Origin of the sequence: Pseudoxanthomonas daejeonensis, from assembly GCF_022637495.1 — a bacterium.
Taxonomy (GTDB): Bacteria; Pseudomonadota; Gammaproteobacteria; order Xanthomonadales; family Xanthomonadaceae; genus Pseudoxanthomonas; species Pseudoxanthomonas daejeonensis.
The window spans coordinates 2,923,474-2,950,124 of sequence record NZ_CP093331.1; the positions used below are offsets into that span (position 1 = coordinate 2,923,474).

Consider the following 26,651-nt stretch of genomic DNA (forward strand, 5'->3'; position numbering starts at 1 on the left):
CCACGGCGCCTCCGGACGCATGGGCCAGGCCCTGTTGCGCCTGGCCGGCGAAGCCCCGGGCCGCTGGCAGGTGGTCGCGGCGGTGACCCGCCGCCCGCCGGCGCAACGCGTGGTCGACGGGGTGCCTTTCTTCGGATCTGCCGAACTGCAGGGCGTGCCCGCATTCGACGTGGCGATCGACTTCAGCCTGCCGGAGGGGCTGGGCCCGGTGCTGGAGCTGTGCGTGGCACGCCGCTGTCCGCTGGTCTCGGGCACGACCGGGCTCGAGGACGGGCAACGGCAGGCGATCAAGGCTGCCGCGGCCCGGATCCCGCTGTTGTGGGCGTCCAATTTCAGCATCGGCGTCGCCGTCCTCGACGAACTGGTCGAGCGCGCCGCGCGCGCGTTGCCGGGCTGGGACTGCGACATCGTCGAGTCGCACCATGTGCACAAGAAGGACGCGCCATCCGGGACCGCGCTCACGCTGGGCGATTCCGCGGGGCGTGGCGGCGCAGAGCCGCGCTACGCCAGCCTGCGGGCCGGCGACATCGTCGGCGAGCACCTGGTCCAGTTTGCCGGGCAGGGCGAGCGGGTCGAGCTGGTGCACCGGGCGACCAGCCGCGACATCTTCGCGCACGGCGCGTTGCAGGCCGCCAACGGGCTGCATGGGCGGGACGCGGGGCTCTACTCGATGCGCGGGCTGCTCTTCGGCGACAGCTGAATGCGCGGCCCCGGCGGACCCGCGGCAGTGCCCGCGGCGTTCCCTTTTTCGACCTTCGCCGGTACAATTCCCGCTCGCCTGTTACCCCAAACCACGGACCGGAGAGAAACCGAGTCCGCGGTTTTCTGCAGCCCGGCTCCGACGCGCCGGGTAGCGACAGGGCTCCCCCACACCAAGGCGAACGACGTGACCCAACCCGCAATCCTCGTCCTCGAAGACGGCACCGTGTTCGAGGGTGAATCCGTAGGCGCCAGCGGCCTGTCGGTGGGCGAGGTGGTGTTCAACACCGCCATGACCGGTTACCAGGAGATCGTCACCGATCCCTCCTACGCCCGCCAGCTGGTCACGCTCACCTATCCCCATATCGGCAACACCGGCTGCACCAGCCAGGACGACGAGGCCGCCAAGGTCTGGTCGGCCGGCCTGATCGTGCGCGACGTACCGCGCCGCCCGAGCAGCTGGCGCAGCGAGGTGTCGCTGCAGGATTGGCTGATCACGCGAGGCGTGGTCGCCATTGCCGGCATCGATACCCGCAAGCTGACCCGCATCCTCCGCGAGCGCGGCGCCCAGAACGGCGCGCTGATGGCCGGCGAGGGCCTGGACGTTGCGCAGGCGCTGGAAGCGGCGCGCAAGTTCCCCGGCCTGAAGGGCATGGACCTGGCCAAGGTGGTCAGCACCGCCGAGCGCTACTCGTGGACCGAGGGCCAGCTCGACCTGGACCGCAACGCGTTCGTCCGTGCCGAGCCGAAGTTCAAGGTCGTCGCCTACGACTTCGGCGTGAAGACCAACATCCTGCGCATGCTCGCCGAGCGCGGCTGCGAAGTGACCGTTGTCCCGGCGCAAACCCCCGCCGCCGATGTGCTGGCGATGTCGCCGCACGGCGTGTTCATGTCCAACGGCCCCGGCGACCCGGCACCGTGCGACTACGCGATCGAGGCCATCAAGGCGTTCGTGGCGAAGAAGGTGCCGCTGTTCGGCATCTGCCTGGGCCACCAGCTGCTGGCGCTGGCCGCCGGCGCGCAGACCGTGAAGATGGGCCATGGCCACCATGGCGCCAACCATCCGGTGATCGACATCGACAGCGGCCGGGTGATGATCACCTCGCAGAACCACGGTTTCGCCGTCGACGAGACGACGTTGCCGGGCAACGTGCGCGTGACCCACCGATCCCTGTTCGATGGAACCAACCAGGGCATCGAGCTGACCGACGCGCCGGCGTTCTCGTTCCAGGGACATCCGGAAGCTTCGCCCGGGCCACATGACGTGGCACCGCTGTTCGACCGTTTCGTGGCGTCGATGGCCGGTTGATCCCCGCCAGGCGCCGTCCGATGGAATCCATGCACAACAGGAGTAAGGGAATGCGACTGCTGAAAGGGATGCTGCTGGTGACGATGCTGGTGCTCGGCTTCAACGCCGGCGCGCGCGAAGTTCCGATCCAGGATTTCTTCAAGGATGCGGAGTTCACCGCGCTGAGCCTGTCGCCCGATGGCAAGCACATGGCCGTGACGGTGCCGCAGGAAGACCGGACCGTGCTTGCGGTTCTGCGCGTCGCCGACAAGGGCGTGGTCGGCAAGTGGGACTTCGGTCCGGACCGGCATTTCCGCCAGGTCTACTGGGTCAACAATGATCGCCTGCTGTTCACCGTCACCTTCAAGACCGGGCGCTTCGATTTCGAGACGTCGAAAGGCGACATGTATGCGTCGAACATCGATGGCACCCAGCGCATCGACATTCCCAACGGTGCCTACTACAACATCGTCAGCCTGACGCCCGAAGATCCGCGCACGATCTTGGTCGAGCGCTCTGTCGAAACGTCGTATCTGTCCAAGCTCGATATCTATAACGGGCGACTGGTCACCGTGGCGACTGCGCCAGTGGAGCAGGGTAGTTTCCTGGTCGACCACGAGCGCAACCCGCGCTATGTCTGGGGCGCGATGAACGATGGCACCAACGTCACCTACCGCCGCGATGGCGACAAGTGGACTCAGGTGCATCGTAGCGAGCGCAACGGCGCCACTTACCGCCCGATCGGCTTCGCGGGTGACAACCGCCACGTCTACATGGCCAAGGGCGTGGACGGGAAGCCGGAGTCGATCGTCCTGCTGGACAGCGAGACCCGCGAGGAAGAGCAGCTGTCCAGCAACGGGACGGTCAGTCCTTCCGCCTTGCTCTGGAGCAGCGACCGCAAGACGTTGCTGGGCGTCCAGTACGAGGATGGCATCCCTTACTGGGACTGGATCGCCCGCGACCATCCGGAAACCCTGGCCTATGCTGGCCTGGTCAAGGCCTTCCCGGGGAAGGCGATCAGCTTCCTTCGCCCCTCCGATGATGGCCGTTTCCTGGCCATGCGCGTGTATTCGGACCAGCAGCCGCCGGAAGCCTTCCTGTTCGATCGGCAGGCGGGCAAAGCCAGCTTCCTGACCGGCAGCATGGAATGGATCAAGCCTGCGGAGATGTCGCAGATGAAGCCGATCAGCTTCAAGGCCCGCGACGGGCTGGAGCTGCATGGTTTCGTGACGATTCCGGCGGGTAGCAATGGCAAGAACCTCCCGCTGATCATCAACCCGCATGGCGGCCCGCACGGTCCGCGCGACGAGTGGGGATTCAATCCGGAAGTGCAGCTGCTGGCCAATCGCGGCTACGCGGTGCTGCAGGTCAACTATCGCGGCTCCGGCGGTTACGGCAACGCGTTCGAAGGCCTGGGCTACCGCAAGTGGGGCACGGTGATGCAGGACGACCTGACCGACGCGGTGAAATGGGCCGTGGCCCAGGGCATCGCCGATCCAAAGCGGGTCTGCATCTATGGCGCGTCCTACGGCGGCTACGCGGCACTGATGAGCGCCGTGCGCGAGCCCGATCTGTACCAGTGCACGGTGGGTTACGTCGGTGTCTACGACCTGGATGCCCAGCGCAGTTCGGACATCGGCGACCACGAAGCCGGCCGCAACTACCTCAAGGATGTCTATCCGCCGACCAAAGCCGAGCGCGTGGCGCAATCGCCCGCGTACGGGGTGGACAGGCTGAAGGCCCCGGTGATGCTGGTCCATGGCGCCAAGGACCAGCGCGTGCCGATCAAGAACATGAATTTCCTGATCGACCAGATGGGCAAGGTCGGCAGGCAGCCCGAGGTCGTGGTGGTCGAGTCCAAGGAGGGCCACGGCTTCCGTGACGTGCAGAACAACGTGAACCTCTATACGAAGATGCTGGCCTTCTTCGACAAGCACATCGGCCCCGGTGCGACCAGCGCCCCGGCCGGAAGCCCCTGAGTCCCCCACAGGGAACAAGCAGAGAACGAAATGCCAAAGCGCAGCGATATCCAGACCATCCTCATCATCGGCGCCGGCCCGATCGTCATCGGCCAGGCCTGCGAGTTCGACTACTCGGGCGCGCAGGCGTGCAAGGCGCTGCGCGAGGAGGGTTACCGCGTGGTCCTGGTCAACAGCAATCCGGCCACGATCATGACCGACCCGGATACCGCCGACGCGGTGTACATCGAGCCGATCAACTGGCAGACGGTCGAGAAGATCATCGCCAAGGAAAAGCCCGATGCGTTGCTGCCGACCATGGGTGGCCAGACCGCGTTGAACTGCGCGCTGGACCTGGCCGAGCACGGCGTGCTGGAGAAGTACGGCGTCGAGCTGATCGGCGCCAAGCGCGACGCGATCCGCATGGCCGAGGACCGCGAGCTGTTCCGCGTGGCAATGGGCGAGATCGGTCTGGAGTGCCCCAAGGCCGAAGTTGCGCGCACGCTCGAGGAAGCGCTGGATATCCAGACCCGCGTCGGCTACCCGACGATCATCCGCCCCAGCTTCACCCTGGGCGGCAGCGGCGGCGGTATCGCCTACAACCGCGAGGAACTGATCGACATCGTCAACCGCGGCCTGGAGCTTTCGCCGACCACCGAGGTGCTGGTGGAAGAATCGGTGCTCGGCTGGAAGGAGTTCGAGATGGAAGTGGTCCGCGACACCGCGGACAACTGCATCATCGTGTGCTCGATCGAGAACCTCGATCCGATGGGCGTGCACACCGGCGACTCGATCACCGTGGCCCCGGCGCAGACCCTGACCGACAAGGAATACCAGCGCCTGCGCGATGCCTCCATCGCGGTGCTGCGCAAGATCGGCGTGGACACCGGTGGTTCCAACGTGCAGTTCGGCATCAACGCGCAGACTGGCCGCGTGGTGGTGATCGAGATGAACCCGCGCGTGTCGCGGTCCTCCGCGCTGGCGTCGAAGGCGACCGGGTTCCCGATCGCCAAGGTCGCCGCCAAGCTGGCGGTGGGCTACACCCTTGACGAGCTCAAGAACGAAATCACCGGCGGCCTGACCCCGGCTTCGTTCGAGCCGGCGATCGATTACGTCGTCACCAAGATCCCGCGCTTCGCGTTCGAGAAGTTCCCGCAGGCCGATGCGCGCCTGACCACCCAGATGAAGTCGGTGGGCGAGGTGATGGCGATGGGCCGCACCTTCCAGGAATCGATGCAGAAGGCCCTGCGCGGGCTGGAAACCGGCAAGGTCGGTTTCGACCCCACCGGTCTGGACCTGGCCGACGAGGACGACCTGATCAAGCTGCGCCGCGAGATGAAGGCGCCGGGTCCGGAGCGCCTGTTCTACGTGGCCGACGCCTTCCGCGCCGGCATGAGCGTGGAGGACATCCACGCGCTGTCGTTCATCGACCCATGGTTCCTCGACCAGATCGAGGAGATCATCGCCGAGGAGAAGAAGCTCGCCGCCGAGGGCCTGGACTCGCTCGACGCCGCGCGCCTGCGCAAGCTCAAGCGCGCCGGCTTCTCCGATGCGCGCCTGGCCCAGCTGGCCGGCACCAACGAAGCCGCGATCCGCGCCCTGCGCCGCGCGCACAAGGTGCGCCCCGTGTACAAGCGCGTGGATTCGTGTGCCGCCGAATTCTCCACCAGCACCGCCTACCTGTACTCGACCTACGAGGACGAGTGCGAGGCGCAGCCGACCGATCGCGACAAGATCATGATCCTGGGCGGCGGTCCGAACCGCATCGGCCAAGGCATCGAGTTCGACTATTGCTGCGTGCATGCCGCGCTGGCGCTGCGCGAGGATGGCTACGAGACCATCATGGTCAACTGCAACCCGGAGACCGTGTCCACCGACTACGACACCTCCGACCGCCTGTACTTCGAGCCGCTCACGCTCGAGGACGTGCTGGAGATCGTCGAGCTCGAGCAGCCCAAGGGCGTGATCGTGCAGTACGGCGGGCAGACGCCGCTGAAGCTGGCGCGTGCGCTCGAAGCCAACGGCGTGCCGGTGATCGGCACCTCGCCCGATTCGATCGACCTGGCCGAGGACCGCGAGCGCTTCCAGCAGCTGGTCGACAAGCTCGGCCTGAAGCAGCCGCCGAACCGCATCGCCCGCAATCCGGACGAGGCGCTGGTCCTGGCCCGGGAGATCGGCTATCCGCTGGTGGTGCGCCCGAGCTACGTGCTCGGCGGCCGCGCGATGGAAATCGTGTATGGCGAGTCGGACCTGGCCCGCTACGTGCGCGACGCGGTCAAGGTGTCCAACGATTCGCCGGTGCTGCTGGATCGCTTCCTGGACAACGCGGTCGAGGTCGACGTCGACCTGATCGCCGACTCCACCGGCGCGACGTTCATCGGCGGCGTGATGGAGCACATCGAGGAAGCCGGCGTGCATTCGGGCGACTCCTCGTGCTCGCTGCCGCCGTATTCGCTGTCGGCCGCGACCCAGGACGAGCTGCGCCGCCAGGTCATCGAACTGGCCCGGGCGCTGAAAGTCGTGGGCCTGATGAACACCCAGTTCGCGATCCAGTCCAATGACGACGGCGACGACACCGTCTACCTGCTGGAAGTGAACCCGCGCGCCTCGCGCACCGTGCCGTTCGTGTCCAAGGCCACCGGCGTGTCGCTGGCCAAGATCGCCGCGCGCTGCATGGCCGGCACTTCGCTGACCGAACAGGGCGCGACCAAGGAAGTGGTGCCGGATTACTACTCGGTGAAGGAAGCGATCTTCCCGTTCGCCAAGTTCCAGGGCGTGGATCCGATCCTCGGCCCCGAGATGCGCTCCACCGGCGAGGTGATGGGCGTGGGCCGCAGCTTCGGCGCGGCGATGGCGCGTGCGCAGGAGGCCGGTGGGATCAAGGCGCCCACGCCGGGCAAGGCCTTCGTGTCGGTGCGCGATCCGGACAAGAAGCGCGTCCTGCCGGTCGCGCAGGCGCTGATCGAGCGCGGCTTCAGCATCGTGGCCACCCGTGGCACCGCGGCCTGGCTGCAGGAGCATGGCGTGGAGTGCGGCGTGGTGAACAAGGTCGCCGAGGGGCGTCCGCACATCGTCGATTCGATCAAGAACGGCGAGATCGCCTACATCGTCAACACCACCGAGGGCCGCGCGGCGATCGCCGACTCGTTCTCGATCCGGCGCGAGGCGTTGCAGCAGCGCGTGACCTATTCGACCACCATTGCCGGGGCCAAGGCCCTGGTGCATTCGCTTGAATTCCGCGGCACCGGGCCGGTCTGGTCGCTGCAGGAGCTGCACAAGGAGCTGCAGGCATGAGGGCGCCGATGACGCTGCAGGGCGCCGTGCGCCTGCGCGAGGAACTGGACCACCTGAAGTCGGTGAAGCGGCCGGAAGTGATCGCCGCGATCGCCGAGGCCCGCGCCCATGGCGACCTCAAGGAGAACGCCGAGTACCACGCCGCGCGCGAGCAGCAGGGCTTCATCGAGGGCCGGATCAAGCAGCTCGAGGGCGAGCTCTCGCACGCCGACCTGATCGACGTGGCCAAGCTCAACGCCGGCAGCAAGGTGGTGTTCGGCGCGACCGTGACCCTGGCCGACGTCGAGACTGACGAGGAAGTCCGCTACCAGATCGTTGGCGACCTGGAAGCGGACATCAAGCAGGGCCAGATCGCGATCTCCTCGCCGGTGGCGCGTGCGCTGATCGGCAAGGAAGAGGGCGACGAAGTCGTGATCGACGCGCCCGGTGGCAAGCGCGAGTACGAAATCGCCGGCGTCGCCTACCTCGGCTGATGGCGACCATCACCCTGCTGCTGCCGGAGCGGACGCGTTTGCCGGGTCCGTTGCCGGCGGCGATCGGCCGGGTGCTGGGACGTGCCGACCGCCGGGACGGTGAAGCCGGCGCGCGTGCGCAGCTGCGCCGCCATTTCCGCCTGTTGCCCGACCACTGGCCGGTCGCCGCGCTGACCCGGCTGGTGGATGCCGGCGACAACGCGGCCGGTGCCGGCGGCAATGCGGCGGACGTGTGGCTGCGCGCCGACCCGGCGCATATCGCACCCGACATCAACGGCGCGCGCCTGCTCGGATGGGGCGAGGGGCTGGGCATCGAGGCGCAGGACGCGCGCGCTTTCCTGCCCGCGCTGCGGCCCCTGTTCGGCGACGCCGGCTTCCAGCTCGATGCGCCGCATCCCGCGCGCTGGTACCTGCGCCTGCCAGAGGGCACGCGCCTGCCGGCGCTGCCGGGTCCCGACGAAGCGTTGGGCGAAGACCTGTTCGCCACGTTGCCGCAGGGCGACGATGCCGCTGCGCGCCGCTGGCGCGCCCTGATCACCGAAGTGCAGGTCGTGCTGCACCAGCATCCGCACAACCGCGAACGCGCCGCGCAGGGCAAGCCCGCGATCAATGCGCTGTGGTTCTGGGGTGCGGGCAGGCTGCCCACGGCAGTGGAGTCGCGTTACCTGCACGTGCGCAGCCCGGACACGCTCCTGCAGGCGCTCGCGCGCATGGCCGGTGCGGCGATCAGTGCACCGGATGGCGCCGAGGGTGCACCGGCCGGCGACAGCCTGGTCGACATGCGGCGGATGCGCAGCCTGGACCTGCTGGGCACGCAGGTGTTGCCGCCGCTGCTGGAGTCGATGGCGCGGCGCGAGTTCGACGCGCTGGAGCTGGATTTCGAGGACGGCACCCGGTTGGGCCTGCACCATGGCCAGCGGCGCTGGCAGTTCTGGCGCACTCCGATGCCCGCGCTGGCGCCCTGATGGCTGCGCCGCGGATCGTCCGTCGCGCCGAGGTGGACATCGGTGGCCCGTGGCCGGATTCGATCCCGCCGCTGCTGCGTCGCCTGTACGCCGCCCGCGGCGCCGGCAGCCCCGACCTGGCGCGTCCACGCTTGTCCGGCCTCCTGCCTCCCGATGCGATGGAGGGAATGGACCTCGCCACCTCACTGCTGCAGCAGGCGATGGCGGAGGACCGCCACATCGTGGTGGTCGGCGATTTCGACTGCGATGGCGCCACCGCCTGCGCCACCGGCGTGCGCGGACTGCGCCTGCTCGGCGCACGGCGGGTGTCGTACGCGGTGCCCAATCGCATGGTCCACGGCTACGGCCTGTCGCCGGCGCTGGTGGAAGAGCTTGCCGCCCTGCAGCCCGACTTGCTGCTGACCGTCGACCATGGCATCGCCTGCCACGCGGGCATCGAGGCAGCGCGTGCCCATGGCTGGCAGGTCGTGGTCACCGACCACCACCTGCCCGGGCCGCGGTTGCCGGCTGCCGATGCGATCGTCAATCCGAACCTGCCCGGCGATGCGTTCCCGAGCAAGGCGCTGGCCGGCGTGGGCGTGGTGTTCTACCTGCTGCTCGCACTACGGCGAAGGCTGCGCGACGGCGGTGCGTTCGAAGGTGGCGAGGCGCCCGACCTGGGCGCGCTGCTGGACCTGGTCGCGGTCGGCACCGTCGCAGACCTGGTGCCGCTGGATGCGAACAATCGCGCGCTGGTGGCAGCAGGCCTGCGCCGCCTGCGCTCGGGCCTGGGCTGCGCAGGCTTGAATGCGCTGATCGCAGCATGCGGTCGCGAACAGGCGCGGCTGACCGCCAGCGACATCGGTTTCGCGATCGGGCCGCGACTCAACGCCGCCGGGCGGCTCGAGGACATGGCGCTGGGCATCGAATGCCTGCTGACCGACGATGCGCAACGCGCGGGCGAGCTGGCCACCCTGCTCAACGGCATCAATGCCGAACGCCGTGCCGTGCAGCAGGACATGACCGACGATGCCGAAGCCGCATTGTCGCGGGCGATGCTGGCGGAAACGGACGTGCCGCTGGCGCCGTGCCTGTTCGACGCGGAGTGGCACCCCGGCGTGATCGGGCTGGTCGCCTCGAAGATGAAGGAGCGGCTGCACCGTCCGGTGCTCGCCTTCGCCCCGTCCGAGCCCGGCAGCGACCTGCTGCGCGGTTCGGCGCGGTCGATTCCCGGCTTCCATATCCGCGATGCGCTGGCGGCGGTGGATGCGGCGAACCCCGATCTGGTCCAGCGCTTCGGTGGCCATGCGATGGCCGCGGGCCTGACCCTGGCGCTGGCCAACCTGCCCGCGTTCGAACAGGCCTGGCAGGCACATGCCGCACAGGTGCTCGACGACGGCCTGCTGCAGGCCGAAATGCTCAGCGATGGCGAGCTGCGCCCGCAGGAGTTCGACCGCTTCCATGCCGAGGCACTGCGCGACGGCGGGCCATGGGGGCAGGGATTCCCCGAGCCGCTGTTCGACGGGCTGTTCGAGGTGCTGGACTGGCGCGTGGTTGGCGAGCGCCACCTCAAGCTGACGCTGCGGCATCCCGACAGGCGCGAGCCGCTGGCGGCGATCCACTTCGGTGGCTGGCAGGGGCAGCCACCTTCGACCCATGCGCACCTCGCGTACCGCCTGGCGCCGGACGACTACCGCGGCGGGCAGGCGGTCCAGCTCGTCGTGGAGCATCGCGCCCAGGCGTGACGGGGCGCTGCCCGTCCCGCGTCACGCAGCTTCCGGATGATCCTCGTGCCGTGGCGCCCGGGTGCGCGGCGCGGCGCGCTTCAATCCGAACAGCGGTCGCAACCAGCCGATCCTGCGGACGATTCCGTAGGCCGCGAAGCACAGCGCGAAGGTGGCGAGCACCAGCAGCGGTCCTTCCAGCAGTACCGGCAGGTCCAGCGGGCGCAGGTACACGGCGAGCAGCACGATTACCGTCTGGTGGAGGATGTAGACCGGGAACACCGCTTCGGCCAGCCAGCGCCGCACCGGGCTGTCGCCGGGTGCATGCCGCCGGGCGAAGCCGAGGATCGCCACGATCGCGCCCCATTGCTGCACCGACCACAGCAGGCGCTGCAGCTGGCGCAGTGATTCCGGCGGCTCCGTTCCGTCGCTGTAGTGGCCGAAGTACCAAGCGATGAAGATCCAGCTGGCGAGCGTGGCGGCCAGCGCGGGCCAGCGGGCGCGCTCGATCCGTTCCCACAGCGGGCCGGGCCGGGCGATGGCGAAGCCGAGCAGGAACAGCGGCAGGTACTGGGCGTGGTTGTACCAGTCGTCGATCAGGCCGTGGGTCGACTCGAAGCGGGCGACGAGCAGGAAGCGCGCCGCGGCCAGCCAGGCCAGCGGCCACAGCAGCCCGGCCGGATGCGACAACAGGGCACGCAGGCGTTCGGCCACGGTCCCGGTCGCGCGCGGCGCGAAGCGCAGCAACAGCCACAGCACCACCGTGTAGCACCACAGGTAGGCGACGAACCACAGGTGGTTCCAGGTCGGCAGGTCCAGGCAGTCGCCTTCGCGGCAGAACGAGCCGTCGCCTGCGAGGTAGCGCGCCCAGAACGCCAGGTAGCCGTCGTGGTAGCCGCCGGGCAGCTTCTCGACCACCTCGAAATAGGACTGCGGCGGCACGATCACCAGCATGCCGAACACCAGCGGCAGCAGCAGGCGCCACGAGCGCGGGCCGACGAAGCGGGCGCCGTCGCGCCGGCAACGGTCCCAGAGGAACGCGGTCGCCGCGCCGGAGACCAGGAACAGCAGCGACAGCCGCCAGGGCGAGGACAGCAGCATCAGCGGCTCCAGCGCGTGGCTGGCGTGCGGGCTGTTCACATGCCAGTCCCAGGTCACGTAATACATGCCGACGTGATAGAGCACGAGCACGCCGAAGGCGCAGATGCGGATCCAGTCGAGGTCGTAGCGGCGTTCCATGGGCGGCGTCCGGCGGGGCGGGGCGCCCAAGGTGCATCCGGACGGATCGCCGCGTACCCGAAAGGTGACCGTTGGCGGGGCGGGAGGGACGAACCGCGGACCGCAGTGACGGGGCGGCTGGGGCGATGGTGGCGCGCTCCGTAGAATGCGCGGCATGTCCGTGACCCGTCCCACGCCGTACGAACGCTACCTGCCCTGGCGCCGCTGGATGGAGGTCGGGTACTGGGTCGGCATGACCGTCGTGAATGCGGTCGGCAACAGCTACACGGTGATCGTCGACATCCGCAAGAACGGACTGGGATACGCGGCGTGGGAGCCGGTGGTCTGGGAGTGGTCGAGCGGACTGATGTGGCTGGCGCTGGTGTGGCCGATCGTCTGGTTCAGCCGCCGCTTCCCGATCCACTGGGACAACTGGTGGCGACAGCTGCCCTGGCATTTCCTGGCCAGCGTGGTGGTGTCGCTCGTCCACGTGCTGGGGATGGTCGGCCTGCGTACGCTGGCCTATGCAAGCCAGGGCCAGGTCTACGAGTTCGGCGACTGGCCGCGCGAGCTGTTCTACGAGTACGTCAAGGATGTGCGCAGCTACATCGGCATCGTGGTGCTGGTCAGCTTCTACCGGCTGCTGCTGCGGCGCCTGCAGGGCGAGGCCAGCCTGCTCTCCGAACCGGACGAGGGACCGCCCGTGGAGCCGGTCGAGCGCCCCGAGCGCTTCCTGGTGCGCAAGCTGGGCCGCGAGTTCCTGGTCGCCGCCGGCGACATCGAATGGCTGCAGGCCTCGGGCAACTACGTGAACCTGCGCGTGCGCGGCCACGACTACCCGCTGCGGACCACGATCGCCGGGATCGAGGCCCGCCTGGATCCGCGCGTGTTCGCCCGCGTCCACCGCAGCTACATCGTCAACCTCGGCCAGGTCGCCTCGATCGAGCCGCTGGATGCGGGCGAGGCGCGCCTGCACCTGCGCGACGGCACCGTGCTGCCGTGCAGCCGCCGCCATCGGCAGGAACTGCGCGAGCGCATCGACAGCGGCGCCAGCTGATCTTCGCCGCGACCGGCCTTCCGGGCGGATCCTTCCGGCGGCCGGGGCGTCCCGTGGAGCAGGGCTTGCCCGGCTGCTGCCTCCAAAGCCCTGCGATGAAGGCAGCCGGCCAGGTCTGGCTCTACGCGACACGGAACGCCCCGTGTCGCCCGTACGACCGGCCGGGACGCTGGTTTGGCCTAAAATGGGCGGGTTATCCGCCCGCCATGAGCCAGCCGTGACCGCTTCCCGCCCCGCCAGCGCTTCTTCCGCCCCGGTATCGATCCGCCAGGATGACCTGATCCAGTCCGTCGCCGACGCGCTGCAGTACATCAGCTACTACCACCCGGTCGATTACATCCGGAACCTCGCTGCCGCCTACGAGCGCGAGGAATCGCCGGCGGCCAAGGACGCGATGGCGCAGATCCTGATCAACTCGCGCATGTGCGCCGAAGGCCACCGCCCGATCTGCCAGGACACCGGCATCGTCACCGTGTTCCTCGAGATCGGCATGAACGTGCGCTGGGACGACGCGACCATGGGCGTGGAGGACATGGTCAACGAGGGCGTGCGCCGCGCCTACAACCACCCGGACAACAAGCTGCGCGCCAGCGTGCTGGCCGACCCGGCCGGCAAGCGGCAGAACACCAGGGACAACACCCCCTCGGTGGTCAACGTGAAGGTCGTTCCGGGCAACACCGTGGACGTGATCGTCGCGGCCAAGGGTGGCGGCTCGGAGGCGAAGTCCAAGTTCGCCATGCTCAATCCATCGGACTCGATCGTCGACTGGGTGCTGAAGACCGTGCCGACCATGGGCGCGGGCTGGTGCCCGCCGGGCATGCTCGGCATCGGCATCGGCGGCACCGCCGAGAAGGCGATGCTGCTGGCCAAGGAGGCGCTGATGGAACCGATCGACATCACCGACCTCAAGGCCCGCGGTGCGTCCAACCGCGCCGAGGAACTGCGCCTGGAGCTGTACGAGAAGGTCAACGCGCTGGGCATCGGCGCGCAGGGCCTGGGCGGCCTGACTACGGTGCTAGACATCAAGGTCAAGGATTACCCGACCCACGCCGCGAACCTGCCAGTGGCACTCATCCCGAACTGCGCGGCGACCCGCCATGCGCACTTCACCCTCGACGGCAGCGGCCCGGTTGCGCTCGACCCGCCTTCACTGGAGGACTGGCCGACGCTGACCTACAACCCGGCCAACGCACGCCGCGTCGACCTGGACACGATCACCCGCGAGCAGGTTGCGACCTTCAAGCCGGGCGAGGTGCTGCTGCTCAACGGCAAGCTGCTGACCGGCCGCGACGCCGCGCACAAGCGCATGATCGACATGCTCAACCGGGGCGAGAAGCTGCCCGTCGATTTCACCAACCGATTCATCTATTACGTCGGCCCGGTCGATCCGGTACGCGACGAAGTGGTGGGTCCGGCCGGTCCGACCACGGCCACGCGCATGGACAAGTTCACCCGGCAGATGCTCGAGCAGACCGGCCTGCTGGGCATGGTCGGCAAGTCCGAACGCGGCGACGCGGCGATCGATGCGATCCGCGACAACAAGGCCGTGTACCTGATGGCCGTCGGCGGCTCGGCCTACCTGGTGTCCAAGGCGATCAAGGCCAGCAAGGTGCTCGCCTTCGAGGACCTGGGCATGGAGGCGATCTACGAATTCGAGGTCAAGGACATGCCGGTGACGGTGGCGGTCGATTCGGCCGGCGAATCGGTGCACAAGACCGGGCCGAAGGAATGGCAGGCGCGGATCGCCGGGATCCCCGTCGTGGTCGAAGCCTGAGCCATCGCAAAATCCCGAAGCCGGCCTCGCGCCGGCTTCTTTCTTCCCGCACCAGACACAGGAGTCCGCATCGATGTCCGTCGTCCTCTACGGTTCGCCCAGCACCGCCTCGCTCGTCGTCCACTGGCTGCTGATCGAACTTGGCATCGAGCACGAACTGCACCAGCTGGATTTCGACCGGCGCGAACAGAAGTCGCCGGAGTACCTGGCGATCAATCCCGCCGGCCGCGTGCCGACGCTGCTGGTCGACGGGCAGGTGCTGACCGAATCGGCCGCCATCGCCATGCAGCTGGCCGACCTGTATCCGCAGGCCGGGCTGGCGCCGGCACCGGGCACCGCCGCGCGCGGCGCCTACTACCGCTGGGTGTGCTTCTGCGTGTACACGCTGATGCCGGCGTACCGCGGCTGGTTCTACGCCGACGAGCCGGCCGGGGAGGCCAATGCCGCGCTGGTCAGGGAGCGTGCGCGGATCCAGCTGGAAGCGGCCTGGCAGCAGGTGGCCGACCACCTGGAGCAGGGCGGCCCCTACATGCTCGGCGCGCAGCCCTCGGCGGTGGACTTCGTCCTGACCATGCTGATGCGCTGGTCGCGCAACATGCCGCGCCCGACCGACGACTGGCCGGTGCTGCGCGATTTCGCGCGGCGCATGAAGGACCGCCCGTCCTTCGCCGAGGTCTACCGGCGCGAGGGGATCAGCGACTGGACCTGAGTCCGGATCAGGGCAGCAGTTCCAGTACCGTTTCCGGCGGACGGCAGAGCCGTACGCCACGGCCGCTGATCACCACCGGCCGGTTGATCAGCTGCGGATGGGCGAGCATGGCGTCGAGCAGCGCATCGTCACCGGCGGCACCCACTCCCAGCTCCGCGAAAACTGCTTCCTTGTCGCGGACCAGTCCGCGCAGCCCCAGCCCGCTGTCGGCGGCGACCTGGAGCAGCGTCGCGCGATCGGGAGGCGAGGCCAGGTAGTCGACGACGCGCGGTTCGATCCCGTGCTCGCGCAGCAACTGCAAGGCGGCGCGCGAATTGGAGCAGCGCGGGTTGTGCCAGATGGTGACCTCCGTGCCCGCCATCAGAACCACTCCAGCAAAGCGAAGCCCACGCCGACGTAGGTCGCCTTGTGGTTGTAATCGATCATGCTTTCGCCGTAGCCGTCGAACACCTGCACGTGGCCGCGCAGCAGGTTGGTGATCGGGAAACCCCAGTCGAATTGCAGCGAACCGTGCGAGCGGTCGCCGCCGCGCAGCGAGTGGCGCGCCGTCAGCGACAGCTCGTGGCCGTTGCGGTTGTACACCAGCATCGCGTCGCCGCGGCCGATGAAATCCTCGATGTCGGCGTTGTTGTCGTCGGCGGCGTCCTCCTCGATGCGGTACCAGGGACGCACGACGAAGGCCCAGTTCTCGCGGTCCAGGCCGACGTTGAGGATCACCCGGTTCCAGCTGCGCGAGAGCGGGTCGCTGCGGCCGTTGGACTGGTGGTTGAAACTGATTCCGGTCATGCGCCCGTTCCAGCCCAGCAGGCTGTAGTTGTTGCGGAACAGCAGCATCACTTCGGGTTCGTAGTTGGTCTCGCGGAAAGGCCGGGAGATCTCCGAGTTGAAGACCTGCCAGCGCGAGCTCTGGGTGTAGCCCGCCCAGACGTCGCCGTTGTCGCCGAACAGGTTCTCCGCGAGCTTGGTCTTGAAGCTGATCTGGAACTTGGCCTCGATGCTGTCCAGTTCTTCCGGCGTGGTCACCGTGTTGTTGGGATTGGGCGAGGACGGCATCTCGTTGACGTTGCTGGTCCAGAACGCGGGAAGCACGTAGACCGGCTTGTATGCGCGGAACTGGAAGATGCCCAGCTTGGAGTCCTTGGCCAGTTCCCAGCGACTGTCGAGCAACGAGCCGCGGCCGGCGTTGGCGATCGCATCCTGTGCGTCCGTGTTGGGCGGCAGGTCGCTCCTGCGGAACAGCTCGCCGGTCCGCTGCATGGCGCGATCCGTCGCGCTTGCCTCGGCAGGCAGGGCAGCCGCGCGTTGCTCGGCCTTTTCCTGCTTGACCTGTTGCTCGGCCTGGCGGGCGACGTGGTCGGCCTGCGCGGTGGGTTGTGCCGAATGGCCATAGAACGCGTCGTAGCAGGCCAGCCGCACCGCGTCGGAGGCGACGGCCAGGCAGGCCTCGGCGGTGGCGGGCCGGGCGGTGGATTCCTGCGCGGCCAGCGGGCCGGCGGCGAAGCTGGCCACCAGGGCGCAGACCAGGCGATGCGGGGCGGGGGGATGCTTCAAGGGAAAACTCCCAGGGCGGAGGACCGCCCGAGACAAAGGGGGTGGTTCAAAAGAACCAGGCGAGGATGAACAGGCCAACCATGGCGAAGGCCAGTGCGAGCTTGAGCACGGTACCCAGCAGCAGGCCCAGCCACGTGGCCAGGCCGACATGGGTGGCCCGGCGCAAGGCGCGGGTATGCCAGAGCTCGCCGAGCAGGGCGCCGAGGAACGGCCCGGCAAGCAGCCCGAGTGGGCCGAAGAAAATCCCGGCGAAGGTGCCAAGTGCCGCTCCCCAGACCGCAAGCGGCCCGGCACCGACGCGTTTGGCGCCCGCGGCGGTGGCGACGAAATCGGCCACGACCGACAGCAGCGTCAGCAATCCCAGCAGGACCAGGGGCACGGCGCCGATCCGCTGGAAATCCCCGGCCCACGCCGCCACCAGCATGCCGACGAAGACCAGTGGCAGGCCGGGCAGGGCGGGCAGGATCACCCCGGCCAGGCCAACCAGGACCAGCACCGCGGCGAGGGCATACCAGAAGAGCGTGGGATCCATGCGGAGCGGGTCCTATCCGTTCGGCGGCCAAGTCCTTGCCATGATTGCATTTCCCCTGAACGAGGGGTAACTTTTGGGCCGCTGCGCTTGACAAGGTCACCGTGAACCGTGGCCGGAAAACGGTAAGTCCTGATGTGATGGTGATGGACCGCTACATCGTTACTTCGCGCGTACTCCTTGCAACCAGCCGCCGTGGCAACGGCGTAACCACCACCCAGCAAAGTTCGAGGAGTCAGCAGTAATGGCAGATCGCGAAGTCGGCACCGTGAAGTGGTTCAACGATGCCAAGGGATTCGGATTCATCAGCCGCGAGAATGGCGAGGACGTATTCGTGCATTTCCGCGCCATCCAGATGCAGGGTTTCAAGAGCCTCAAGGAAGGCCAGAAGGTCAGCTTCACCGTCGTGCAGGGCCAGAAGGGCCTGCAGGCGGACGCTGTCCAGGCCGCCTGAAACCCGCTGCTCGCCGTACCGGGAACGGCCCGCTTGCGCGGGCCGTTCCTTTTTCCGGTTCCAGCTGGAGCGGGCGTGGGGCTTCAGCGCAGCACGACCTTGCCGTTGACCACGCGCACGTAGGTGTTCTCGCGGATCCCGCCGAGGTCGCGCTGGTTGATGACCACGGTGCGGCCGTCGTCCAGGCGCACGTGGATGTTGTAGGTATCGGAAGTGACGTTCTTCTGGATGGCATTGCCGGCCATCGCGCCAGCGGCCGCGCCGGCGACGGCCGACACGTTCTGGTTGCCCTTGCTGCCGCCGGTCTTGTCCGAGATCTCATGGCCGGCGACCGCGCCGACGATGCCGCCCAGGATCGCGCCGGTCGCCGAAGGTGCGCTGCGGCCGGAGGCCACCGCTTCGATCCGGGTCACCAGGCCGCAGTCGACGCAACGGGCAGGCTGCGACGGATACGAGGACGAAGAAGGATAGGACGACCCGTAATTGGGCGAGGTGGTGGAGCAGCCGGCGAGGGCAAGCATGCCGACCGCGGCCAGTCCGAGCATTCGATAGGAGCCGGGGTGCTTCTGCATCATCGTGAGTCCTCAGGTGACGGGTGACGAACCGTGGGTGGATCCATGCGCGTGGCGTCGCGCTGGAGGCATCGTCCGTGCAGCCGCGTGAATGCAGCGCCAAGCAACGGCACGGTCGCGTGATCGGAACGGGCTGGCCTCAGCGAACGTTCAGCGGAAATCGCGGTGGCAGGCCTTGCAGTCCTCGCCGATCTGCTGGGCCAGGGTGGCCAGCTGGGTGCAGTCCGCCGGCGGCGCGGCCAGCGCCCCGTCGAGCGTCGCGCGCAGCCCGCTGGCTGCGGTATCGAAGCGGGCGTCGTCCCTCAATCCCGGGAATGCGGGTTCGATGTCGTTGGACAGGGCGCGCAGCGACTGCAGGCGCGGAAGGGTGTCGCTGGGGGTGCAGCGGTTGGCCTTGGCGGACCGGCCCAGTTCGCGCGACTGCTGGGCCATCACCTGCATCAGCGCGTCGGGAAACGGATCGGTGCGCGCCTGCAGGGCGCGCAGGGCCATCACCGTGCAGATCGCACCGATGACAAGTCCCAGCAGGAACAGGAACAGGTAGCGTCCGGCGTAGCGGGTCTTGCGGGGTTCCTGGCTGGACATGCGGGCTCCATTGGCGATGAGGGCCGGATGATAGGGCGACCATGGCCGCAGGTGCACCCCCGGTAGAATGCACGCGATGGATGATCCACTGCTGGAACGATTCGCCGGCATCGACCGTTTGTACGGTCGCGGTGCCGTGGACTGGCTTTCGACCCGCCGCGTGGCGGTGGTCGGACTGGGCGGCGTGGGCTCGTGGGTCGCCGAGGCGCTGGCACGTTCGGCCGTGGGCACGCTCCAGCTCATCGACGCCGACGACCTGTGCGTGTCCAACACCAACCGCCAGCTGCCGGCGATCACCGGGCAGTACGGACGCAACAAGGCCGAGGCGATGGCCGAGCGTTGCCGGGCGATCAACCCGGCGATCGACGCGCGGCCGGTGCAGGCGTTCCTTGCGTCGGCAAACCTGGAAGAGCTGCTGGGTCAGGACATCGACCTGGTGGTCGATGCCTGCGACAGCCTGCGGATCAAAGTCGAGGCCATCGCCTGGTGCCGGTGGCGCAAGTTGCCGCTGCTCACCGTCGGTTCCGCCGGCGGTCGCACCGACCCGACCCTGGTGCGCGTGCGCGACCTGTCCCGCACCGAGCAGGACGCGATGCTGGCGCTGGTGCGCAAGCGGCTGCGCGGCGACTTCAAGTTCCCGAAGAATCCCGACCGCTTCTTCGGCGTGCCGGCGGTGTATTCGCTGGAGAACGTGAAGTATCCCCATGCCGACGGCAGCGTCTGTGGCGTGCGTCCCCAGTTGGGTGCCGATGCGGCGCTCAAGCTGGACTGCGGAGCGGGCCTGGGCGCCGCCACCCATGTGACCGGTACGTTTGCCTTTGCCGCGGCGGGCAAGGCACTGGAGATGCTGCTGAAGCAGCGCGGTCCCGCATAGGACGGGGCGAGCCCGGCTCTACAGGGCGGACGCGGGCGGCAGCGCGAACAGTCGCGCCGCGTTGGCGCTGGTGATCGCGGCGATCTCGGCCGGGTCCTGGTCACGCAGCAGCGCCACGGTCTCCAGCACCCGGTGCAGCCGCGCCGGCTCGTTGCGCTGGCCGCGGATGCCCGCATCGGGCTGGTCCGGGGCATCGGTCTCCAGCAGCAGGAATTCCAGCGGCATCTCCGCGGCCAGGCGGCGCAGGCGCTGCGCGCGATCGTAGGTAAGCGGCCCGCCGAGCCCGACCAGGAAGCCCAGCTGCCACAGCTGCCGCGCCTGCTCCGGACTGCCGGAAAAACTGTGGACCACGCCACGCAATTTCGTGCCTGCCGCCGCCGTGGCGCCGATCCGGCGGATCGCGGCGATCACCGCGTCCACGGCGCGGCGTGCATGCACGATCAACGGCAATCCGGTGTCCCGTGCAAGCCGCAGCTGCCCGTCGAAGTAGTCCGCCTGCACTTGCGGGTCCAACCCCTCGACGAAGAAATCGAGCCCGCATTCGCCGATGGCCAGCGGACGCTCGCGTTCGATCCAGCCGCGCAGTTCATCCAGGTGCTCGGGCCGGTGCTCGGCAAGGAAGGTCGGATGCAACCCGTACGCCGGGTACAGGCCTGGCGCGCTGGCGCAGACCTCTCGCAGTTTCGGCCAGCTGGCAGCGGTCACCGCCGGTACGACCTGGCGATGCACGCCGATGGCGCGGGCGCGTTCGATCACCTGCTCGCGATCGGCGTCGAATTCCGCGGCATCGAGGTGGCAGTGGCTGTCGACGAGATCCATGGCGCCGGTGTCGCGCGCCGGTCAGCGCCGGCTGTTGTCCGGCAGCGCTGGTGGATCCTTGCGCCGCTTCCAGTTGGCCAGCAGCAGGGTGCCGAGCCCGAAGACCAGTTCGTCCACGAAGGGGATCGGATCGGGCAGGAGCAGGTTGACCACGAGCGCGGCGGCGGTGACCTTGAACAGCGTCGGAAAGCGCAGTCCTCGCGCCCATTCCATGAAAGACAGCAACAGTGGGCCGGGCATGGCAGCAACTCGCTCTGGCATGTCGCGAAAGCTAACATGGCCGCTACGGACCCGCCGACGCCCGCTGTCGCTCAGGCTCCGGGTCCTGTTCAGCTTCGCCGTGATGGAATCGCATCGATTGCAGCGGGATCGTCCCGCGAGGAGCCCAGGCCATGAAACAAGCTACTACCGTACTGATCGCTGCCGGTGCCCTCCTGGTCGGGGGCATTGCCACAGCGGCATTCATGAACAATCGCGGCTCGCAGGCCGAGCCCGTAGCCGTCACCACGTCCACCGATCCGGCGCTGGCTGCCGATGATGCGCCGCTGGGCGCCGAGGACGAACTGCAGACCAGCGCGCTGCAGTACGCCGATATCGTCAGGGTCGATCCGGTGACCCAGAAGGAGAAGGTGTACGCCACCGTGATCGGCACCGAGCCGGTGCGCGAGACCACCCAGACCTCTGTTCCGAAGGAAGTATGCGAGGACGTGGTGGTGGAGGAGCGCCTGCCCGAGAAGGACGGCAACGTCGGCGGCACCGTGGCCGGCGCCGTGATCGGCGGCCTGCTCGGCAACCAGGTCGGCGGCGGCAGCGGCAAGAAGGCGGCCACCGCGGCCGGTGCGATCGCCGGCGGCGTGATCGGCAACCAGGCCGACAAGCGCCATGTCGGCGGCAAGGTCGTGACCCGCACCGAGCGCCAGTGCCACACCGAGAACGCGGTCGCAGAGTCGAGCAAGGTGACCGGCTACAACGTGACCTACCGCAATGCCGACGGCACCACCGGCACCATGCGCATGGCCAGCAAGCCCGGTACGCGCGTGGCGATGGGCAACAGCGACCAGGTCATCGGCTACGACGTGACCTACCGCTACAACGACCAGGAAGGCACCCTGCGGATGGACCAGAAGCCGGATACCGACCGCCTGCCGGTCGTCGACGGCAAGATCGTGACCTCCACCGCGGTGGTCGAAGTGCCGGAAGGCGCGACGCGCCAGTAACCGCGGCCCGACGCGGAACCAGGAGAAGGCCGGCCCCGTGCCGGCCTTCTTTTTGCCGCTTTATTGCGCCGCGCATCGCCCTCGGGTGGGCTGGGCCGATACAATCGCAACCATCCCAACACCGGTTCCCGCCATGGCCCTGTCCGCCTACGACCTGTTCGACGTGCGTTCCCTGCTCAGCGACGAGGAGCGCGCCGTGCAGGAGGCGGTAGCCCGCTTCACCGACGAACGTGTGCTGCCGATCATCGGCGACTGCTTCGACCAGGCGCGTTTCCCGAAGGAGCTGGTGCCCGAGATCGCCTCGCTGGGCCTGCTCGGTTCCTCCCTGCCGGAGGAATACGGCTGCGCCGGCCTCAACGCGGTCAGCTACGGCCTGATCTGCCAGGAGCTCGAGCGCGGCGACAGCGGCATCCGCAGCTTCGTCAGCGTGCAGTCCTCGCTGTGCATGTATCCGATCTACGCCTACGGCAGCGAAGAACAGCGCCGCCGCTGGCTGCCGGACATGGCCGCGGGCAAGGTGATCGGCTGCTTCGGGCTGACCGAGCCGCACGGCGGCTCGGATCCGGCCAACATGAAGACCCATGCGCGCAAGGACGGTGGCGACTGGGTGATCAACGGCTCCAAGATGTGGATCACCAACGGCAACGTGGCCGACATCGCCATCGTCTGGGCGCAGACCGACGACGGCATCCAGGGCTTCGTGCTGGAGAAGGGCACGCCCGGCTTCACCGCCCAGGAAATCAAGCACAAGATGAGCCTGCGCGCGTCGGTGACGTCGTCGCTGTTCTTCGACGACGTGCGCGTGCCCGATTCCAGCCGCCTGCCCAACGTCAAGGGCCTCAAGGGGCCGCTGGGCTGCCTGACCCAGGCCCGCTACGGCATCACCTGGGGTCCGGTCGGCGCGGCGATCGCGTGCCTGGACGAGGCGCTGAACTACTCGAAGGAACGCATCCTGTTCGGCCGCCCGGTGGCCGCGACGCAGAGCGCCCAGCTCAAGCTGGCCGACATGGCGCGCCGCATCACCCTGGCGCAGCTGCTGGTCCTGCAGCTGGGCCGCCTGAAGGATGCCGGCCAGATGCAGCCGCAGCAGGTCTCGCTGGCCAAGTGGAACAACTGCCGCATGGCGATCGACATCGCCCGCGAGTGCCGCGACCTGCTGGGCGGCGCCGGCATCACCACCGAGCATTCCGCGATCCGGCACGCGCTGAACCTGGAATCGGTGATCACCTACGAGGGCACCGAGACCGTGCACCAGCTGGTGATCGGCCGCGAACTCACCGGCATCAGCGCGTTCTGACCGGCCTGCGCCTCCCGTCCTGCGGGAGGTTTGCGTCGAGGCGTGGCAGGTGCGGGATTTCCGCACCAGCTTCGTCTTCTCCAGTACTGCCCTGATCGGGAGAGCCGCCGCGATGGACCTGGCCGGATTGCAACTGGAAACCCCGCGCCTGCTGCTGCGTCCAACGCAGGCGCAGGATTTCGAGGCGTGGGCCGCATTCAAGGCCGACGAGGAAGCCAACCGCCACATCGGCGGCACCGAGCCGCGCGCGATGGCCTGGCGCAGCTTCGCCGCGATGGTCGGCGTCTGGCACCTGAAGGGTTTCGCGATGTTCTCGGTGATCGAGAAGGACAGCGGCCGATGGGTCGGCCGGGTCGGGCCGTGGCACCCGGAAGGCTGGCCGGGCACGGAGGTCGGCTGGAGCATCGCCCGCGACCGCTGGGGGCGCGGCTATGCGCCCGAGGCTGCGGCCGCCTGCACCGACTGGGCGTTCGACACGCTGGGCTGGAGCGAGGTGATCCACACCATCGCCCCTGGCAATGCCAATTCCAAGATGGTCGCGGCCAAGCTCGGCTCGCGTTTCCTTGAAATGGGCCGGCTGCCGGAACCGCATCAGGACAAGCCGGTGGAAATCTGGGGCCAGACCCGCGAGCAATGGCGCGCACGCAAGGAGCCCGGCGCATGATCACCGTGTACGGCATGGCCATGTCGGGCAACTGCTACAAGCTGCGGCTGCTGCTGGAACAGCTGGGCCGGGATTACCGCTGGGTCGAGGTGGACAGCGCCCGCGGCGAGACCCGCACCGCGGAATTCCTGGCCAAGAACCCCAATGGCAAGGTGCCTCTGGTCGAGCTGGAAGACGGCCGCGTGCTGGTCGAATCCAACGCGATCCTGTGCTGGCTGGCCGAGGGCACGGGGTACCTGCCATCCGACGCCTGGCAGAAGGCGCAGGCGCTGTCGTGGATGTTCTTCGAGCAGTACAGCCACGAGCCCTACATCGCCGTGGCCCGTTTCATCCGCGGCTGGACACCGGCCGATTCGCCGCGCCGCGCCGACCTGCCGCGCCTGCGCGAGCGCGGCCATCAGGCGCTGGCGGTGATGGAGCGGCACCTCGGGGAGTCCGGATGGTTCAGCGGCCCTGCGTACGGCATCGCCGACGTGGCCCTGTTCGCGTATACCCATTGCGCCGCCGATGGTGGCTTCGACCTCGCCGCCTATCCGCATATCGATGCCTGGCTCGCGCGCGTGCGCGGCACGCCGGGTTTCGTGCCGATGCCCGACCTCGACGACGAGGCGAAGGCACGACTGGCACTCGTAGATTGAACTCGAAGAACACGACGACCGAATGAACGACTCCACCATCCCCGCCAAGACCATTCCTGCCTGGAAGCGTGGCATCAACCGCGCCGATATCTGCGACCGCAACTTCACCGAAGCGGTGCGCGCCTGGCGTGGCACGCCGGCACCACGGCCGCGCGACGGGGATCCGGTGCTGCCGGGCAGCGCGCTCGACGCGCGCGGCTTCCGCGAGCTGTTCGAGTCGCAGCTCATCAGCCGCCACCTGGACCTGATGGCGCGCGTGCTGCGCGTGCAGAACAAGGTCTTCTACACGATCGGAAGCAGTGGCCACGAAGGCAACGCGATGGTGGCGCGCCTGACGCGGCACACCGATCCGGCATTCCTGCATTACCGCAGCGGCGGCTTCATGGCCGAGCGCTTCCGCAAGCTGCCCGGCATGGACCCGATCATGGACTCGGCGCTGAGCTTCGCCGCCAGCGCCGAAGACCCGGCCTCGGGTGGTCGCCACAAGGTCTGGGGCAGCAAGCCGCTGTGGGTGCTGCCGCAGACGTCCACGATCGCCTCGCATTTGCCGAAGGCTCTGGGCACTGCTGTCGCCATCGAGCAGGCGCGGCGCATCGGCCACGCTTTGCCGGTCCCGGCCGACAGCATTGCGATCTGCTCCTTCGGCGATGCCTCCAGCAACCACGCCACCGCGCAGACCGCGTTCAACGCCGCGGCCTGGACCGCCTACCAGGGCCTGCCCGCACCGGTGCTGTTCGTCTGCGAGGACAACGGCATCGGCATCTCGGTGAAGACGCCGGACGGCTGGATCGGCCGCAACTTCCGCAATCGCGCCGACCTGGACTACTTCCAGGCCGACGGCCTCGATGCCGCGGCCGGCTACGGCCAGGTGCAGGCGGCGGTCGAGCACTGCCGGCGCACGCGGCGCCCGACCTTCCTGCACCTGCGCACGACCCGGATCATGGGCCACGCCGGCACCGACTTCGAGATCGAGTGGCGCAGCATCGAGGAACTGTGCGCGGTGGAGGCGACCGATCCCCTGCTGCGCAGCGCGGCCATCGCACTCGAATCCGGCCTGATGGGCGTCGACGAGCTGCTCGAGCTGTACGAGTCCACCCGCAAGCGCTGCTTCGCCGCGGCCGAGGATGCCGACCGCCGTCCCAGGCTGGCTTCGCTGGCCGAGGTGATCGCGCCGCTGGCGCCATTCACGCCGGCCGCAGTGGCGAAGGAGGCCGCGCGCGCCGCGCCGCAGGAGGCGCGCATCGCCGCGTTCGGTGGCGAGGACAAGCTGCCCGAGAAGCAGGCGCCGCGCCACCTGGCGATCCAGATCAACCAGGCCCTGCATGAGCTGATGGCCAAGTACCCGGAGACGCTGCTGTTCGGCGAGGACGTGGCCCAGAAGGGTGGCGTCTACACCGTCACCAGGGGCCTGCAGAAGGCGTTCAAGGGCGCGCGCGTGTTCAACACGCTGCTGGACGAGACCATGATCCTCGGCCTGGCCCAGGGTTACGCCAACATGGGCATGCTGCCCCTGCCGGAGATCCAGTACCTGGCTTACTTCCACAACGCCTGCGACCAGCTCCGCGGCGAGGCGGCCAGCCTGCAGTTCTTCAGCAACGACCAGTACCGCAACCCGATGCTGGTGCGCATCGCCGGGCTCGGCTACCAGCGCGGTTTCGGCGGCCACTTCCACAACGACAACTCGATCACCGCGTTGCGCGACATCCCCGGCATCGTCGTCGGCTGCCCGTCGCGCGGTGACGATGCGGCGATGATGCTGCGCACGCTGGCCGCGCTGGCGAAGGTCGACGGGCGCGTGGCGGTGTTCCTGGAGCCGATCGCGCTTTACATGGCCAAGGACCTGCACGAGGCCGGCGACGGCCAGTGGCTGTTCCCGTACCCGGAGCAGGGCCAGGCGATGGTGCTGGGCGAGGGCCGGGTATACGCGGAGGAAGCCGACGACCTGGTGGTGTTCACCTACGGCAACGGCGTGCCGATGAGCCTGCGCGCCGCGCGCAGGATCGAAGCCGCCCACGGCTGGAAAGTGCGCGTGGTCGACCTGCGCTGGCTGGTGCCGCTCAACGACGCGTTCATCGCCGAACAGGCGCGCGACGCGAAGCGGATCCTGATCGTGGACGAGGGCCGGCGCAGCGCCGGCGTGGGCGAGGGTGTGATCACCGCGATCATCGAGGGGGGTTATGGCGCACGGCCGTTCCGCCGCGTGGTGGGTGCCGACACCTACACGCCGCTGGCAGGCGCGGCCTTCCTGGTGATCCCCGGCGACGACGACATCGTCGCGGCGGCAGCAGAGCTGGCCGGCTGACGGAAGGCCGC

At 68.4% G+C, this 26,651-nt stretch carries 25 protein-coding genes; 17 read left to right on the plus strand and 8 right to left on the minus strand.

Annotated features, from left to right (window positions below; translation table 11 throughout):
- Nucleotides 1–19 precede the first annotated feature (19 nt).
- From MNQ95_RS13140 to recJ, 7 genes are all read left to right on the plus strand, one after another.
- Nucleotides 20–700 (plus strand): 4-hydroxy-tetrahydrodipicolinate reductase, encoded by a 681-nt coding sequence (locus MNQ95_RS13140; protein WP_241954429.1) that lies wholly within the window; start codon nucleotides 20–22, stop codon nucleotides 698–700.
- A gap of 186 nt (nucleotides 701–886) precedes the next feature.
- Nucleotides 887–2,008 carry a glutamine-hydrolyzing carbamoyl-phosphate synthase small subunit gene (gene carA / locus MNQ95_RS13145; RefSeq protein ID WP_162408706.1) on the plus strand — a complete coding sequence of 374 codons (1,122 nt, stop codon included), beginning with the start codon at nucleotides 887–889 and terminating at the stop codon, nucleotides 2,006–2,008.
- 50 nt (nucleotides 2,009–2,058) lie between these two features.
- Nucleotides 2,059–3,966, plus strand: a complete 1,908-nt coding sequence (locus MNQ95_RS13150) for a S9 family peptidase (protein ID WP_241953141.1) — start codon at nucleotides 2,059–2,061, stop codon at nucleotides 3,964–3,966.
- A 30-nt stretch (nucleotides 3,967–3,996) separates the two neighbouring features.
- Complete coding sequence (gene carB, locus MNQ95_RS13155) at nucleotides 3,997–7,239, plus strand: carbamoyl-phosphate synthase large subunit (protein ID WP_241953142.1); 3,243 nt, start codon at nucleotides 3,997–3,999, stop codon at nucleotides 7,237–7,239.
- On the plus strand, nucleotides 7,236–7,712 hold the full coding sequence (greA, locus tag MNQ95_RS13160; protein WP_162408709.1) for a transcription elongation factor GreA: 477 nt from the start codon (nucleotides 7,236–7,238) through the stop codon (nucleotides 7,710–7,712). The genes carB and greA overlap by 4 nt, the downstream gene beginning before the upstream one ends.
- Nucleotides 7,712–8,677, plus strand: coding sequence for a phosphoglycerate mutase (locus tag MNQ95_RS13165; RefSeq protein ID WP_162408710.1), 966 nt, complete (start codon nucleotides 7,712–7,714; stop codon nucleotides 8,675–8,677). The genes greA and MNQ95_RS13165 overlap by 1 nt, the downstream gene beginning before the upstream one ends.
- On the plus strand, nucleotides 8,677–10,401 hold the full coding sequence (gene recJ, locus MNQ95_RS13170; protein WP_241953143.1) for a single-stranded-DNA-specific exonuclease RecJ: 1,725 nt from the start codon (nucleotides 8,677–8,679) through the stop codon (nucleotides 10,399–10,401). Before MNQ95_RS13165 ends, recJ begins: the two co-directional genes overlap by 1 nt.
- A gap of 21 nt (nucleotides 10,402–10,422) precedes the next feature.
- On the opposite strand, the gene MNQ95_RS13175 is transcribed toward recJ, so the two are convergent.
- A complete protein-coding gene (locus MNQ95_RS13175; protein ID WP_241953144.1) occupies nucleotides 10,423–11,619 on the minus strand; it encodes an acyltransferase in 1,197 nt (398 codons plus the stop codon).
- A 154-nt stretch (nucleotides 11,620–11,773) separates the two neighbouring features.
- Here MNQ95_RS13175 and MNQ95_RS13180 point away from each other — a divergent pair, with 154 nt between their 5' ends.
- The 3 genes from MNQ95_RS13180 (at nucleotide 11,774) to MNQ95_RS13190 (ending at nucleotide 15,138) form a co-directional block, all read left to right on the plus strand.
- Nucleotides 11,774–12,655 (plus strand): LytTR family DNA-binding domain-containing protein, encoded by an 882-nt coding sequence (locus MNQ95_RS13180; protein ID WP_162408713.1) that lies wholly within the window; start codon nucleotides 11,774–11,776, stop codon nucleotides 12,653–12,655.
- A gap of 217 nt (nucleotides 12,656–12,872) precedes the next feature.
- A complete protein-coding gene (locus MNQ95_RS13185) occupies nucleotides 12,873–14,429 on the plus strand; it encodes a fumarate hydratase (protein WP_241953145.1) in 1,557 nt (518 codons plus the stop codon).
- A gap of 73 nt (nucleotides 14,430–14,502) precedes the next feature.
- The gene (locus MNQ95_RS13190) at nucleotides 14,503–15,138 is read left to right on the plus strand and encodes a glutathione S-transferase family protein (RefSeq protein ID WP_241953146.1); all 636 of its coding nucleotides are present in this window, start codon (nucleotides 14,503–14,505) and stop codon (nucleotides 15,136–15,138) included.
- Nucleotides 15,139–15,145: 7 nt separating this feature from the next.
- On the opposite strand, the gene arsC is transcribed toward MNQ95_RS13190, so the two are convergent.
- The 3 genes from arsC to MNQ95_RS13205 form a co-directional block, all read right to left on the minus strand.
- Nucleotides 15,146–15,499, minus strand: coding sequence for an arsenate reductase (glutaredoxin) (arsC, locus tag MNQ95_RS13195; RefSeq protein ID WP_241953147.1), 354 nt, complete (start codon nucleotides 15,497–15,499; stop codon nucleotides 15,146–15,148).
- Entirely contained in the window at nucleotides 15,499–16,650 is a 1,152-nt protein-coding gene (locus tag MNQ95_RS13200; protein WP_241954430.1) for a phospholipase A, read from the minus strand. Before MNQ95_RS13200 ends, arsC begins: the two co-directional genes overlap by 1 nt.
- An 85-nt stretch (nucleotides 16,651–16,735) precedes the next feature.
- Nucleotides 16,736–17,221, minus strand: coding sequence for a DUF456 domain-containing protein (locus MNQ95_RS13205; RefSeq protein WP_162408718.1), 486 nt, complete (start codon nucleotides 17,219–17,221; stop codon nucleotides 16,736–16,738).
- 241 nt (nucleotides 17,222–17,462) lie between these two features.
- Here MNQ95_RS13205 and MNQ95_RS13210 point away from each other — a divergent pair, with 241 nt between their 5' ends.
- Complete coding sequence (locus tag MNQ95_RS13210) at nucleotides 17,463–17,672, plus strand: cold-shock protein (RefSeq protein ID WP_162377451.1); 210 nt, start codon at nucleotides 17,463–17,465, stop codon at nucleotides 17,670–17,672.
- Between the two features lie 83 nt (nucleotides 17,673–17,755).
- On the opposite strand, the gene MNQ95_RS13215 is transcribed toward MNQ95_RS13210, so the two are convergent.
- Both MNQ95_RS13215 and MNQ95_RS13220 read right to left on the minus strand, forming a co-directional pair.
- Nucleotides 17,756–18,244, minus strand: coding sequence for a glycine zipper 2TM domain-containing protein (locus tag MNQ95_RS13215; protein WP_238390268.1), 489 nt, complete (start codon nucleotides 18,242–18,244; stop codon nucleotides 17,756–17,758).
- Between the two features lie 150 nt (nucleotides 18,245–18,394).
- Nucleotides 18,395–18,829 (minus strand): cytochrome c, encoded by a 435-nt coding sequence (locus MNQ95_RS13220; RefSeq protein ID WP_162408719.1) that lies wholly within the window; start codon nucleotides 18,827–18,829, stop codon nucleotides 18,395–18,397.
- 76 nt (nucleotides 18,830–18,905) lie between these two features.
- Between MNQ95_RS13220 and MNQ95_RS13225 the strand changes: the two genes are divergently transcribed.
- Complete coding sequence (locus MNQ95_RS13225; RefSeq protein ID WP_241953148.1) at nucleotides 18,906–19,703, plus strand: tRNA threonylcarbamoyladenosine dehydratase; 798 nt, start codon at nucleotides 18,906–18,908, stop codon at nucleotides 19,701–19,703.
- An 18-nt stretch (nucleotides 19,704–19,721) separates the two neighbouring features.
- On the opposite strand, the gene MNQ95_RS13230 is transcribed toward MNQ95_RS13225, so the two are convergent.
- Together MNQ95_RS13230 and MNQ95_RS13235 are read right to left on the minus strand one after the other, a co-directional pair.
- A complete protein-coding gene (locus tag MNQ95_RS13230; protein WP_162408721.1) occupies nucleotides 19,722–20,522 on the minus strand; it encodes a TatD family hydrolase in 801 nt (266 codons plus the stop codon).
- A gap of 21 nt (nucleotides 20,523–20,543) precedes the next feature.
- Nucleotides 20,544–20,762, minus strand: coding sequence for a DUF6116 family protein (locus MNQ95_RS13235; protein ID WP_162408722.1), 219 nt, complete (start codon nucleotides 20,760–20,762; stop codon nucleotides 20,544–20,546).
- A 152-nt stretch (nucleotides 20,763–20,914) separates the two neighbouring features.
- Here MNQ95_RS13235 and MNQ95_RS13240 point away from each other — a divergent pair, with 152 nt between their 5' ends.
- The 5 genes from MNQ95_RS13240 (at nucleotide 20,915) to MNQ95_RS13260 (ending at nucleotide 26,640) form a co-directional block, all read left to right on the plus strand.
- Nucleotides 20,915–21,739 (plus strand): glycine zipper 2TM domain-containing protein, encoded by an 825-nt coding sequence (locus tag MNQ95_RS13240; RefSeq protein WP_162408723.1) that lies wholly within the window; start codon nucleotides 20,915–20,917, stop codon nucleotides 21,737–21,739.
- A 133-nt stretch (nucleotides 21,740–21,872) separates the two neighbouring features.
- Complete coding sequence (locus MNQ95_RS13245) at nucleotides 21,873–23,036, plus strand: acyl-CoA dehydrogenase family protein (RefSeq protein WP_162408724.1); 1,164 nt, start codon at nucleotides 21,873–21,875, stop codon at nucleotides 23,034–23,036.
- A 112-nt stretch (nucleotides 23,037–23,148) separates the two neighbouring features.
- A complete protein-coding gene (locus tag MNQ95_RS13250; protein WP_162408979.1) occupies nucleotides 23,149–23,700 on the plus strand; it encodes a GNAT family N-acetyltransferase in 552 nt (183 codons plus the stop codon).
- On the plus strand, nucleotides 23,670–24,338 hold the full coding sequence (locus MNQ95_RS13255; RefSeq protein WP_425501306.1) for a glutathione S-transferase family protein: 669 nt from the start codon (nucleotides 23,670–23,672) through the stop codon (nucleotides 24,336–24,338). The genes MNQ95_RS13250 and MNQ95_RS13255 overlap by 31 nt, the downstream gene beginning before the upstream one ends.
- Before the next feature lie 22 nt (nucleotides 24,339–24,360).
- Nucleotides 24,361–26,640, plus strand: coding sequence for a thiamine pyrophosphate-dependent enzyme (locus tag MNQ95_RS13260; protein ID WP_162408726.1), 2,280 nt, complete (start codon nucleotides 24,361–24,363; stop codon nucleotides 26,638–26,640).
- The last annotated feature ends 11 nt before the right edge of the window (nucleotides 26,641–26,651 follow it).

Bases quoted from the DNA above. Each gene is read 5' to 3' on its own strand.
- MNQ95_RS13140 (WP_241954429.1), top strand. From the start codon at position 20: ATGGGCCAGGCCCTGTTGCGCCTGGCCGGCGAAGCCCCGGGCCGCTGG.
- MNQ95_RS13150 (WP_241953141.1), top strand. From the start codon at position 2,059: ATGCGACTGCTGAAAGGGATGCTGCTGGTGACGATGCTGGTGCTCGGC.
- carB (WP_241953142.1), top strand. From the start codon at position 3,997: ATGCCAAAGCGCAGCGATATCCAGACCATCCTCATCATCGGCGCCGGC.
- greA (WP_162408709.1), top strand. From the start codon at position 7,236: ATGAGGGCGCCGATGACGCTGCAGGGCGCCGTGCGCCTGCGCGAGGAA.
- MNQ95_RS13165 (WP_162408710.1), top strand. From the start codon at position 7,712: ATGGCGACCATCACCCTGCTGCTGCCGGAGCGGACGCGTTTGCCGGGT.
- recJ (WP_241953143.1), top strand. From the start codon at position 8,677: ATGGCTGCGCCGCGGATCGTCCGTCGCGCCGAGGTGGACATCGGTGGC.
- MNQ95_RS13175 (WP_241953144.1), bottom strand. From the start codon at position 11,619: ATGGAACGCCGCTACGACCTCGACTGGATCCGCATCTGCGCCTTCGGC.
- MNQ95_RS13180 (WP_162408713.1), top strand. From the start codon at position 11,774: ATGTCCGTGACCCGTCCCACGCCGTACGAACGCTACCTGCCCTGGCGC.
- MNQ95_RS13190 (WP_241953146.1), top strand. From the start codon at position 14,503: ATGTCCGTCGTCCTCTACGGTTCGCCCAGCACCGCCTCGCTCGTCGTC.
- arsC (WP_241953147.1), bottom strand. From the start codon at position 15,499: ATGGCGGGCACGGAGGTCACCATCTGGCACAACCCGCGCTGCTCCAAT.
- MNQ95_RS13205 (WP_162408718.1), bottom strand. From the start codon at position 17,221: ATGGATCCCACGCTCTTCTGGTATGCCCTCGCCGCGGTGCTGGTCCTG.
- MNQ95_RS13210 (WP_162377451.1), top strand. From the start codon at position 17,463: ATGGCAGATCGCGAAGTCGGCACCGTGAAGTGGTTCAACGATGCCAAG.
- MNQ95_RS13215 (WP_238390268.1), bottom strand. From the start codon at position 18,244: ATGCAGAAGCACCCCGGCTCCTATCGAATGCTCGGACTGGCCGCGGTC.
- MNQ95_RS13220 (WP_162408719.1), bottom strand. From the start codon at position 18,829: ATGTCCAGCCAGGAACCCCGCAAGACCCGCTACGCCGGACGCTACCTG.
- MNQ95_RS13225 (WP_241953148.1), top strand. From the start codon at position 18,906: ATGGATGATCCACTGCTGGAACGATTCGCCGGCATCGACCGTTTGTAC.
- MNQ95_RS13230 (WP_162408721.1), bottom strand. From the start codon at position 20,522: ATGGATCTCGTCGACAGCCACTGCCACCTCGATGCCGCGGAATTCGAC.
- MNQ95_RS13235 (WP_162408722.1), bottom strand. From the start codon at position 20,762: ATGCCCGGCCCACTGTTGCTGTCTTTCATGGAATGGGCGCGAGGACTG.
- MNQ95_RS13240 (WP_162408723.1), top strand. From the start codon at position 20,915: ATGAAACAAGCTACTACCGTACTGATCGCTGCCGGTGCCCTCCTGGTC.
- MNQ95_RS13245 (WP_162408724.1), top strand. From the start codon at position 21,873: ATGGCCCTGTCCGCCTACGACCTGTTCGACGTGCGTTCCCTGCTCAGC.
- MNQ95_RS13250 (WP_162408979.1), top strand. From the start codon at position 23,149: ATGGACCTGGCCGGATTGCAACTGGAAACCCCGCGCCTGCTGCTGCGT.
- MNQ95_RS13255 (WP_425501306.1), top strand. From the start codon at position 23,670: ATGGCGCGCACGCAAGGAGCCCGGCGCATGATCACCGTGTACGGCATG.
- MNQ95_RS13260 (WP_162408726.1), top strand. From the start codon at position 24,361: ATGAACGACTCCACCATCCCCGCCAAGACCATTCCTGCCTGGAAGCGT.